Source organism: Streptosporangium sp. NPDC051022, from assembly GCF_040683035.1.
In the GTDB taxonomy this organism is placed as follows: Bacteria; Actinomycetota; Actinomycetes; order Streptosporangiales; family Streptosporangiaceae; genus Streptosporangium.
This window is the reverse complement of sequence record NZ_JBFBCF010000068.1, coordinates 1-10,763: the sequence shown is the minus strand read 5'-3', so window position 1 is coordinate 10,763 and position 10,763 is coordinate 1. Positions and strand designations below refer to the sequence as shown.

Annotated in this window: 13 protein-coding genes; 5 read left to right on the top strand and 8 right to left on the bottom strand. The window is 71.8% G+C overall.

Translation table 11 applies throughout. The features are described from left to right. The 6 genes from AB0N02_RS46950 to AB0N02_RS46925 form a co-directional block, all read right to left on the bottom strand. On the bottom strand, positions 1–880 hold an 880-nt coding region (locus AB0N02_RS46950; RefSeq protein WP_363961631.1), incomplete at its 3' end, for a cation transporter. Positions 881–909: 29 nt separating this feature from the next. Then, the gene (locus tag AB0N02_RS46945) at positions 910–1,860 is read right to left on the bottom strand and encodes a hypothetical protein (RefSeq protein ID WP_363961629.1); all 951 of its coding nucleotides are present in this window, start codon (positions 1,858–1,860) and stop codon (positions 910–912) included. Continuing rightward, a complete protein-coding gene (locus tag AB0N02_RS46940; RefSeq protein ID WP_363961627.1) occupies positions 1,857–2,069 on the bottom strand; it encodes a heavy-metal-associated domain-containing protein in 213 nt (70 codons plus the stop codon). Before AB0N02_RS46940 ends, AB0N02_RS46945 begins: the two co-directional genes overlap by 4 nt. A gap of 62 nt (positions 2,070–2,131) precedes the next feature. After that, positions 2,132–2,413 (bottom strand): metal-sensitive transcriptional regulator, encoded by a 282-nt coding sequence (locus AB0N02_RS46935; protein ID WP_363961625.1) that lies wholly within the window; start codon positions 2,411–2,413, stop codon positions 2,132–2,134. Between the two features lie 123 nt (positions 2,414–2,536). Beyond that, positions 2,537–3,970, bottom strand: coding sequence for an MFS transporter (locus AB0N02_RS46930; protein ID WP_363961623.1), 1,434 nt, complete (start codon positions 3,968–3,970; stop codon positions 2,537–2,539). A 141-nt stretch (positions 3,971–4,111) separates the two neighbouring features. Next, entirely contained in the window at positions 4,112–4,390 is a 279-nt protein-coding gene (locus tag AB0N02_RS46925; protein ID WP_363961621.1) for a heavy-metal-associated domain-containing protein, read from the bottom strand. Positions 4,391–5,160: 770 nt separating this feature from the next. On the opposite strand from AB0N02_RS46925, the gene AB0N02_RS46920 reads away from it, so the two are divergent. Further along, positions 5,161–5,484 (top strand): hypothetical protein, encoded by a 324-nt coding sequence (locus tag AB0N02_RS46920; RefSeq protein ID WP_363961619.1) that lies wholly within the window; start codon positions 5,161–5,163, stop codon positions 5,482–5,484. A 447-nt stretch (positions 5,485–5,931) separates the two neighbouring features. Next, positions 5,932–6,153 (top strand): hypothetical protein, encoded by a 222-nt coding sequence (locus AB0N02_RS46915; protein ID WP_363961617.1) that lies wholly within the window; start codon positions 5,932–5,934, stop codon positions 6,151–6,153. A gap of 28 nt (positions 6,154–6,181) precedes the next feature. Here the strand turns inward: AB0N02_RS46915 and AB0N02_RS46910 are convergent, their stop codons facing one another. Both AB0N02_RS46910 and AB0N02_RS46905 read right to left on the bottom strand, forming a co-directional pair. Beyond that, positions 6,182–6,568 carry a metalloregulator ArsR/SmtB family transcription factor gene (locus AB0N02_RS46910; RefSeq protein WP_363961615.1) on the bottom strand — a complete coding sequence of 129 codons (387 nt, stop codon included), beginning with the start codon at positions 6,566–6,568 and terminating at the stop codon, positions 6,182–6,184. Between the two features lie 220 nt (positions 6,569–6,788). After that, the gene (locus AB0N02_RS46905; protein WP_363961613.1) at positions 6,789–7,817 is read right to left on the bottom strand and encodes a hypothetical protein; all 1,029 of its coding nucleotides are present in this window, start codon (positions 7,815–7,817) and stop codon (positions 6,789–6,791) included. A 246-nt stretch (positions 7,818–8,063) separates the two neighbouring features. Here AB0N02_RS46905 and AB0N02_RS46900 point away from each other — a divergent pair, with 246 nt between their 5' ends. From AB0N02_RS46900 to AB0N02_RS46890, 3 genes are all read left to right on the top strand, one after another. Then, positions 8,064–9,203: an NAD(P)/FAD-dependent oxidoreductase gene (locus AB0N02_RS46900; protein ID WP_363961633.1), complete on the top strand. Its 1,140-nt coding sequence runs from the start codon at positions 8,064–8,066 to the stop codon at positions 9,201–9,203. A 131-nt stretch (positions 9,204–9,334) separates the two neighbouring features. Further along, the gene (locus tag AB0N02_RS46895; protein WP_363961611.1) at positions 9,335–10,192 is read left to right on the top strand and encodes a polysaccharide deacetylase family protein; all 858 of its coding nucleotides are present in this window, start codon (positions 9,335–9,337) and stop codon (positions 10,190–10,192) included. 162 nt (positions 10,193–10,354) lie between these two features. Next, entirely contained in the window at positions 10,355–10,672 is a 318-nt protein-coding gene (locus tag AB0N02_RS46890; RefSeq protein ID WP_363961609.1) for a hypothetical protein, read from the top strand. Positions 10,673–10,763 lie beyond the last annotated feature (91 nt).

Sequence of the window (10,763 nt, the reverse complement as noted above, 5' to 3'; positions counted from 1 at the left end):
CGGAGGTGCCCTCCTCGACCACGCCGTCGGTGGCGATCTTCTCGCCGGGCCGTACCACGAACAGGTCACCGGCCCGCAGCGACTCGACGGGGACGCGGCTCTCCCGGCCGTCGCGCAGTACGGCGACGTCCTTGGCGCCCAGTTCCAGCAGGGCCCGCAGTGCCGCGCCCGCGCGGCGCTTGGAGCGGGCCTCGAAGTAACGCCCCGCCAGGATGAACGCCGTCACGCCCGCGGCGGCCTCCAGGTAGATGTTGCCCGAGCCGTCGGTGCGCTCGATGGTGAACGCGAACGGGTGGGTCATGCCCGGGGTGCCCGCGCTGCCGAAGAACAGCGCCCACAGAGACCAGCCCAGGGCGGCGAGCGTGCCGATGGAGACGAGGGTGTCCATGGTGGCGGCGCCGTGACGCAGGTTGGTCCAGGCGGCCCGGTGGAAGGGCCAGCCGGCGTAGACCACGACCGGCGCGGCGAGGGTGAGCGACAGCCACTGCCAGTTGGTGAACTGCAGAGCGGGGATCATCGCCATCGCGATGACCGGAACGCCGAGGACGAGGGAGGTGACGAGCCGTCTCCTGAGCGGGGCCAGCTCGTCCTGCGGCTCCTCACCGGGCGCGGCCGGTGATCCGTCGGGCTTCGGCGGGGCGGGCAGTTCGGCGGTGTAACCCGCCTTCTCCACCTCGGCGACCAGCGTCTGGGGGTCGACGTCCTCGGGGAAGACGACCTTCGCCTTCTCTGTGGCGTAGTTGACGGTCGCGGTCACGCCGTCGAGCCTGTTCAGCTTGCGCTCGATCCGGTTCGCGCAGGACGCGCAGGTCATGCCGCCGATCGAGAGTTCGATCACGCCGTGCGCGATCGGCAGCCTGTCATCGGTGAGGGGGGACATCACCCCTCCTTTCTCGCCTCGTACCGGCGTCAGTGGGTGTGCTCGCCGTGCCGGCCGGTCTCGGGAGCGGGCGTCGCGGCGCCGGGCGCGCCCTGTCCGGCGTGCACGGTGAAGTCAGCCGTGCGCACGACTCCCGCGTGCTGGAAGTCGAGGAAGAGCCGGTAGTCGCCGCGGCTGGGCACCTCGGCGTAGAAGGTGATCCCGGGACCGGGGGCGGTCCTGCCGTCGTCGGGCTCCCCGTCGGGGTGCACGTGCAGGTAGGCCAGGTCCCCGCCGCGCAGGGCGACGAGGTGGCCGTAGGCGCCCAGGTAGGGCTGCAGGTCGGTGACGGGTCTGCCGTCCTTGGCGACGCGCAGGGTGAGCTTGCTGGACTCGCCGGGAACCAGGTCGCCGTCGAGGGTGACGGTGTAGCCGTCCACGGTGGAGGTACGGCTCGCCTCCGGAAGCGCCTTCGGCGTGTAGTCGCCCGCGGCGTACAGGTCCGCGCCCAGCGTCATCCCGTTGCCGCCCTCGGGGGCGAAGTCGGCGAAGGCCCGGTAGGCGCCCGCCGCCGGCAGCGTCAGCCGTACCGACCACACGCCGTCTCCGGCCTCCTGCGGGTGCAGGTGCTGGAAGTCGGCGAGATCGCGTGAGACCACGATGAAGTGCAGTTTCCTGTCGTGCTGTACCTGGTAGCCGGTGACGGGCGCGCCGTCGGGGCCGGTCACGGTGAAACGGAGGTCCGTCTCCCGGCCGGGCTCGACGGCGGTGGTCAGCGGGTTCAGCGTGTAGCCGTCCTGGGACACTTGGAGACCTCCTGGAACGGGCGCCCCGGCCGCGGCGCGGGTGGGGGCCGATGTCGTGGTCGCGTGGGCGCCGTGCCCGCCGGTGGCCTCCGGCAGCAGCCCGGCGGAACCGGCCGCCCGGCCCGCGCCGAGGGCCCCGCCGAAGATCACGGCGATGCCGAGGAGATAGGCGCCCAGCTTGGCCGGTGTGTTCACGCCGGATCCGCCACTTCGTATCCGGCGGCCTCGACGGCGGCCCTGATCTCGGCGTCGCCGACCGGGCCGTCGCTGCTCACCGTCACCCGGCCGGTGGCCAGGTCGACGTCGACCCCGGTGACCCCGGCGACCTCTCCGATCTCCTCTTTGACCGAGCTGACGCAGTGGCCGCAGGTCATGCCCTGGACGGTGTATACGGTGGTGGTCATCGCGATCACTCTTTCCTTTGTCATCGGTTGTCGTCGTGTTCGTCGGTGCGCGCCGGTGCCGGTCAGGAGCGGACCAGGCGCGCGATGGCGTCCGAGGCCTCTTTGATCTTGATGTCGGCCTCGGCCCCGCCCTTGGCGGTGGCGGCGGCGACGCAGTGCGCCATGTGCTCCTCCAGCAGGGAGAGGGCGAAGGACTGCAACGCCCGGTTGGCCGCCGACACCTGGGTGAGGATGTCGATGCAGTACTTGTCCTCCTCGACCATGCGCTGCAGGCCGCGGACCTGGCCCTCGATCCTGCGCAGCCGCCGGAGGTGGTCCTGTCTGGTCTCGCTGTAGCCGGCCATCTCCCCGCCTTCGTTCGTTCGCGCTTCACCTTCCATAACACCATACCCCCCTAAGGTATTCCCTCGGCGTTCGGGGCCCGCCGGACCGCCCGGGACGAGACCGGCGGGCCCCGGGCCGTACGGCTACGCGCCCGGCGAGGAGGCCGCCTCGGGCCGCGCCTGGGCCTGGGCGGGCTTCGGCCTTCGCATGAACAGCAGGGTGAGCACGGCGCCCAGGACCGCCACCGCCGCGGCCCCGGTGAAGGCGCCCTGGAAGGCGTCGGTGAGCCCGGCCGGACCGGCCGGCCCGGAGGCCCCCCGGGAGGTGGCGATCGCGGTCATGACCGCCAGCCCGATCGCGGAGCCGACCTGGTAGGTGGTGTTGACGATGCCGGAGGCCAGACCGCTCTCCTCCGGGCGCACTCCGGACATGGCCGACATCATCGCCGGGATGTAGGCCAGTGACATGCCGACCGCCGCGACCAGTGAGGCGGGCAGCACGTCGACGGCGAAGGAGCCGTCAGGCCTGGCCAGGGAGAGCCCGGCGACGCCCGCCGCCAGGACGGCCAGCCCGGCGATGATGAGCGGCTTGGCGCCGAAGCGGCCGAGCAGCCTGGCGGTCACGCCGATCATGAAGATCATGATGGCGACGGTCATCGGCAGTAGCGCGGAGCCGCTGGGGAAGGCGCCGTAACCGAGGACCTGCTGCAGGTAGAGGTTGAGGAAGTACCACATCGGGATCCACGCGCCGCCCAGCAGCGCCATCGCCAGGTTGGCGGTGGCCAGACCGGGGGTGCGCCAGACGGCGAGCGGCATGAGGGGTTCGCGGACGGCGCGCTGGATCACCAGGAACAGCGCCAGCAGCGCGACCGCCCCCGCCAGTTCGAGGAGCGTGGCGGCCGAACTCCAGCCCTGCTCCGGGGCCCGCACGATGGCGTAGACGGCGAGCGCCACACCGGCGGTGACGGCCGCGGCGCCGAGCACGTCGACGGAACCGCGCCGCCCCTCGGCCCGGGGGAGCAGGGCGGGTACGGCGGCCACGGTGGCCAGGCCGATCGGGACGTAGACGATGAAGACCCATGGCCAGCTCAGCCACTCGGTGATGACACCGCCCAGGAACACCCCGGCCGTGCCGCCCGCGGGGGCGGCCGCGCCGTACAGGGCCATGGCCTTGCCCAGCTCACGCGGGTCGTGTCCGAAGAGCATCATGAGCAGGGTCATGGAGGCGGGGGCGATGAGCGCCCCACCCAGGCCCTGCACGGCCCGGCCCGCGATCTCGACCGGGGCGGTGCCCGCCGCGGCGGCGACGATCGAGCCGGCGATCAGGATGATCCAGCCCGCGGTGAAGACCCCGCGGGCGCCGAACAGGTCGGACAGCCGCCCGCCGAGCAGCAGGAGCCCGCCGAAGGCGATGACGTAGGCGTTGAAGACCCACTGCAGGCCGCCCTGGGAGAAGCCGAGGTCGCGCTGCATGTCGGGCAGGGCGACGCCGATGATGGAGGTGTCCATGATGACCATGAACTGCGCGGCGGCGAGCACGATGAGTGCCCACCATCTGCGCGGACTGACGGCGTTCATGCCGTACTCCTGTTTCTCCGCATCCGTGCCGGGATGGCAGGATGCGAGGTGGGACTGGGTGTGATTCGAGTCAGGCCGGGCCCACGGTGGGCGTGCACGCCAATGCACGCCCACCACCCGTTCTCCGGGACCTTCCCGGCTCTAGGGCGCCGCCGGCGAGGCGCTGGCCAGCGTGTAACCGGCCCGCTCGACGGCCGCCCGGATCTCCTCGTCGGACAGCCCCTCTCCGCTGACGGTGACCCTGCCGCCGGCCAGGTCGACCGAGACGCCGGTCACGCCGTCGACCTTGCCGATCTCCGCGGAGACGGACGAGACGCAGTGCCCGCAGGTCATTCCGCCGACCGTGTAGACGCTCGCGCCAGTGGTCTCGGTCTGGGCCGAGGACGTGTCGCCGGTGCCGCACGCGCATGCCGTGCACATGAGGTTCTCCTCTCGTCGTGTACCCCTGTGGGGTATCTGGTGCGACCGTAACATACCCCTAGGGGGTTAAATTCCTCAAGGGGGGAGGGGGAGATCGCCGACGTCTTCCGTGCGGGGGGGGGGGGGCGTCGCCGGTCTCCGGTTTCCGGCGCCCGGGTGTGCGCCGGTCGCGGGACGCCCGCCGCGGCCGGGGGTGACGGCGTGCGCCGACATGAAATTCATTTTTGGAACGCCTCTGGGGTCGCGTATTCCGCGGCGAATCGACGTCGACCGGCCGTCCGGCGGAATGGCGAACTCCAGTGGAAAACCCGGCCGGTGCCCGGGGATATTCACGGTGAGGTGTCGATCGTTTCGCGGTGAATCGAAGAAGTGATTCCTTTGCGCGAACGTCCTGGTGGCCACGCTATGTAGTCGATTAATTTCGCTGCGTTATTGTCGGTCGGGGAGGTAATCAGACGGAATTGATGCTTTTGCCTCCAAGGGGTGACCCCTTCAAGGTCTTTCTCATTAGCGTGGTGCTTAGTCCGCGCCGTGTCGGTGTCTTTCTCGGATGCCTATTCGGCGATCCAGCGGCCCAGGTATCAGCCAGGGCGCAACCATCACGACATGGAGTTGATCAGCCATGGTCAGGAAGTTTCTCGCTGCCGGTGCAATGGTGGCCTCCGCCCTCGTTGCCCCTGTGACGATGGGGATGGACATCGCCAACGCCTCTCCCGCACCTGTTAGCACCACACCCACGGCCACGCTTATCCTCACGCAGGGCGGCGGCGGTGGCGGTGGCGGCGGTGGCGGTGGTGGAGGCGGTGGTGGAGGCGGCGGCGGTGGCGGCGGCCACCATCGTCGATTCCACGGTGGTGGCGGCGGTGGCGGTGGAGGTGGCGGTGGAGGTGGCGGTGGTGGCGGCGGCGGTGGTGGCGGCGGCCAGCATCGTGAGCGCTTCCACGGCGGTGGCGGCGGTGGCGGCGGCGGTGGCGGTGGCGGCGGAGGCGGTGGTGGAGGCGGCAACATCAGCGGTGGCGGCGGCGGTGGCGGCGGTGGCGGCGGTGGCGGTGGCGGTGGCGGTGGCGGCGGCTGAGCCGACCGGAACCCGCTGAGCGACCGCGACATTCTCCCGGCCGGCTGAGCACCACCGGGTGCCCGGCCGGTGCGGGGAGGATGCGACCGCCGAGAACACGCGCCATCCGTCCCGGGACGGGCAACGCCGGGAAACACTCCACAGGTCCGAGGTTCCGCCGCGAAACCGCCGCACGCCCCTCGGGCCGGAGAACGACCCGTGCGAGTCCCGTCCCGGAGACGTCACCGGTTCCATCCGCCTCGTCGCCCGCCGGGCCGTTCCCGGCGGAAAAGCGGTACGAGAGGCATCGGCCGGCGCCTTCGGTGAGGAGCGAACCGCCCTCCTCCCGAAGGCGGCGGCCGGTCACCGTCGTTTCCAGGGAGGCTTTCGCCCGCGGTTTCGCCGCCGCCGCCGCGTGGTGGCGAGACATTCGGTGGGACGGCGGGAAGTGCGGAAAAGGGAAAGACCCGTGAATTACCCGAATCTTATGATCGTCGGTCGCGACGTCGGCGGGCTGGTGTCCGCGGTGAACGCGATCCCCCTCGATGTCGAGAAAACCAGGAAAGCCGCCGAGGCGGCGCTGGAGTCTTTGAATCGGTCGGCCGAGGCCGGAGGGTATCTCGTCTCGGCGGTCCGCGTCGAGCTGGTGTACGACACCGCCACCGGGGTGCTGGTCGCCATGGCCTACGGGACGGCCGTGCAGGGGTGATCGGGGCGGTTCCTCGCCGGGAAACCGATCACATCGGCCGGGCGTCCTCCTCGTTCTCGCGGTCCCGGGGCATGTCCGCCGCTCCCGCCGAGCGTCGTTCCCGCCTTCCCCTGGCGAGCTCGGTGCCGAGGGCGTCCAGACGCTGGGTCCAGAACCGCCGGTAGCGCTCCAGCCACAGGTCGGCCTCCCGCAGCGGGGCGGGATCGACGGCGTACAGACGCCGGGTGCCGTCGGCGCGGACGGTGGCGAACCCGTTGTCGCGCAGTACGCGCAGGTGCTGCGACACCCCCGGCTGTGAGATGCCGAACTCCTCCTGGATCACGGCGCCGATCTCACCGGCCGCCCGTTCCCCGTCGGCGAGCAGTTCCAGGATCCGGCGCCGGATGGGGTCTCCCAGAACATCGAACGCGTGCATGCGTTCCATTACATCACTAATCGTTTATATAAGACAATCCTAAAATTGCCGGGTGGAACATGCTTTGGTGATCACCTCTCGCTCGTTCCCGGCGCCCTCGCGCCGGTCGTCGGCATCCTCCGGCGAAGTCCCGGCCCCGGACGGGCGCCGCGTCCCGAGCGGGCGGGGGACGGCCTCGCCGCGGTGACCCGCCCGCGCGGGACGCGTGGTCCCCGGAGCGTCACTCCCAGGGCGCCGTCGGGAACCAGCCGTAGCCGAAGCGCGCGGGCAGTCGTACGTCCCAGTAGAGGAAGGTGAAGGCGCCCACGACGATGAAGGCCACGGCGGTGATCGTCGTCACACGTGCCGGACCGGCCGTCATCCAGCGGGTGAAACGCCCCCCGGCCGCGCGCGTCAGCACGACGAACAGCAGGGCCATCAGCGTGATGTTGCCGAGCGACTGCAGGACGAAGACCGCGGCCCCGTAGAACGGGTTATGGGTCTGGGCAGCGTATTCGAACAGCTTGCGGAACAGCGGGAACGGCCGGCCGACGAGGAAGCCGCCGATCAGCGCGCCGATCACGACCAGACGCGCGTCCGGGAAACGGCGCGACAGGCGGGCGAGGGGATCGGGCGCCAGGCGCAACGCCGCCAGGCCGAGGTAGACGAACGCCAGGCCGATCACGCCGAAGGTGATCGACGCCTGCGCGAGCCGGGGGGACAGACCCGAGGCGGCCGTCGCCGTGGACAACTGGGGGAGACGCTCGCCCAGCACGGCGCCGACGGCGCCGTAGACCCCGGAGACCGCGACCATGCCGATCGCGAGCCTGCCGATGGGCCGCAGCGTCTCGCCGATCCGGACGGGGCGGGCGGCGCCCGCGTCGCCGGACGGTCGCGTCCCGCTCGCGTCCGTCATCGGCGCGATCGCGCCGAAGACCGCGATGTTGCAGGCCGTGAACGTGCCGGCCAGACCGGAGACGAAGGCGAAGACGGTCCCCGCGATCAGCCCTCCGATCTGCGTGTGCTTGGCGTCGTACCCGAGCAGCGTGTTCGCGACGTTGTCGCCGATCACCCCGTCGACGAACCGGAACGACCACAGCGCGGCGATCAGCGCCCCCGCCAGCACGCTCAGCGCGACGACCGGCCCCCGGCGGCGGGGCAGGCCGGAGGCCTCCGCCTGGCCGCCCGCCCGGGGAGCCGTCTCCGCGGCCCGCCGCACGCCGTTTCCCGGAGCCTGTTTCCGAACTCGCGCGGTACGGTCCCGTGCCATCGCGACCTCCTTGGGGACATGACCGGAAAGCCTTCGGATCGGTTGCCGTGATCGGACCGCGCCGGGGCGTCCCGCGGGGCGGGGCCGTACGGTCCGGCCGTGCCCTCCACATGATGAGGCCGGAGATCGGCGGGAGTTCTCGGAGAATGCGCGATCGGCGAACTTTTTCGGCGGTGTCCCCGGTGCGAGGGCCGTACCCCTGGTTTCACCGGGACCTGCCGTGGGAGGTTCACCGATGTGGACGGCATGTGGGATCTGGTGGTCGTCGGGGGCGGGCCCGCGGGCTCGGCGGCGGCTCTGCGGGCCAAGCAACTGCGGCCGGACGCGCGGGTGCTGCTGCTGGACAAGGCGGACTTCCCCCGCGACAAGGCCTGCGGCGACGGCATCGCCGCCCACGGCCGCGACGAGCTGGCTCTGCTCGGGGTCGCCGGCCTCATCGCCGACTACCGGCCGACGCGGCACCTGTCGGTCGTCTCACCCGGTGGCGCACGTGTCAGCGCCGCCGCCGCCAGGCCCAACCACGTCGTCCCCCGCGCGGTCTTCGACGCCCGTCTCGTCGACGCCGCCCGGGCACGTGGCGTGGAGGTCCGCCGTCACCGCGTCCGCGCCCTCACCGCCGCCGGCGACCATGTCGTCGTCGACGGCACGGTCGTCGCCCGTGCCGTCGTGGCGGCGGACGGGGCCAACTCCACGGTGCGGCGTCTCGTCGGCATCCCGGGATCCCCCGAGGAGCACACCGCGATCGCCGTCCGCGGCTACGCCGACGTGCCCGTCGAGGACGACGTCCAGCTCATCGTCATGCAGAGGGACGGATGGCCCGCCTACGCGTGGTCGTTCCCGGTCGGGGACGGCAGCGCCAACGTCGGGTTCGGAATGCTGCTGCCCAGGCTGCGTGCCACCGGCCGGCCGGGCCGCGAGGTGCTCCACGGCGGGCTCGCCGAGCTGCTGCCGCACCTGCCCGCCCGCGACCTGCGCGCCCACCACCTGCCGCTGTCCCCGGGGCGGCCGAGACCGGGCGCGGGCCGGGTGATGCTCGCCGGCGACGCCGCGGGACTCGTCAACCCGCTCACCGGCGAGGGCATCTACTACGCGCTGCTGTCCGGCAGGCTCGCGGGCGAGGCCGCCGTCCGGGCGCCCGCCGACCCGTTGCCCGCCTACCGCCGGGGACTGGGCAAGGCCCTCGGGCGGCACCTGCGCACCACCGACGTGCTCGCCCGCGCCGCCCGGCACCCCGGCTTCATCGACGCCGCGATCGGCACCGCCGCCGAGCGCACGGAGGTGTTCGACCTGCTGGTCGAGGTGGGCCTCGGCGCGGGCACCGTACCGCCGCGGCTCGCGTGGGCCGTGCTCCGGCGCTGGCTGCCGGCCGCGGTGCGGGGAGTCTGAGGGAGCGCGCCCGGCGGCGCCGTCCGGTTCTCAGGGGGGTGCTCTCTCTGGGGCTGTTCTCTTGATCACCTTTATGGTAAAGAAGGTTTCCAATAAGGCGCCTCGAACTCCCCCCATCGAAAGGCTCCACCATGCGACTGAGTGCGCGTGTCCTAGGTCTGGTCATGGCCCTGGCGGCCGTGCTGGCCACCAGCAGTCCCGCCCGCGCCGACGGGCCGACCGGCGACATCGTCTACGCCACCCGGAGCGCCGGCAAGGTCGTCGCCCTCACCTTCGACGACGGCCCCTCGCCCGACTGGACCCCCAAGGTTCTCGAACTGCTGCGACGCCAGCAGGTCCGCGCCACGTTCTGCCTGCTCGGCAACCAGGTCCAGGCCCACCCCGAGCTGGTGCGCCGCATCGTCGCCGACGGCCACGCGGTGTGCAACCACACCCTCAAGCACGACGCCATGGCCGGCTTGACGCCCGAGGAGATCCGCGCGGACCTGACGGCGACCAACGAGGCGATCCGTACGGCGGCCGGCGACCCCAACCTGCCCATCAGGTACTTCCGGGCCCCGTACGCGGCCTGGGGGGCCTCCCCGCAGGTCGCCGCCTCCCTCGGCATGTCCGCCCTGGCCTGGACCATGGATCCGAGCGACTGGGACGGCTCGCCGGCCGACGTGCTCGTCCAGCGTCTGAGCGCGCAGATCTACCCGACGGCCGTGGCGCTGTCCCACGACGGCGGCGGCGACCGTTCGCCCACCCTGGCCGCCTACCAGCAGGTGATCCCCCAGTGGCAGCAGGCGGGATGGAAGTTCGACCTGCCCGCGACGACCGGCGGCCCGTATCCGCCGGCGTGCACGGCGCCGGCCTGGCGCGGCCGCGACGTCTACACCGAGGGCGACAGGGTGTCCCGCAACGGGCACGTGTACCAGACCCGCTGGTGGACCAAGCTCGAGGACCCCGCCACCTCCTGGTGGGTCTGGGCCGACCTGGGAGCCTGCTGACACACCGGTGACCGGTGACGCGCGGCGGCGGGCCTCGGCGCCCGCCCGCCGCCGCCGTCGCCGGTCACGGCCCCCTCGTTAAACTGAGGAGGTCGACGAGGATGACAACGCCTCCGCTCACCGCGCGGCACACCGCGCTGGGAAGCCCGAAGGAGGGGTCATATGGACAGCCGCGTGGAGCAGGTCCGTGACGTCCTGCGCGAAGTGGCCGAGACCCACCACCAGGTCTACCGGATCGTCAACGGCGCCGACGCCGACTGGGCGTCCTGGTACGCCGACTGGCTGATCAACCTGTCGGAGCTGCCGAACCTGCTGGAGACCACGCCCGTGCGCAGCGAGCTCGTCTACGAGCTGGTGGGGCTGCACAGGGAGTACACCGCGACGGCACCCGCGGAGGACTGGGAGTCCTTCTACGCCCGGCGCCTGCTCGCCGCCTTCCGCCCGGAGACCGCCCGGCCCGCGATGCCGGCACCGTTCTAGTAGGGCTTGGTTACCTTGGGTGGTGAGGGTGTGTCTCCCGTTCGGGGGTGACAGGGATGACACCACAAGAACTCGAGGCCGCACGCGAGCG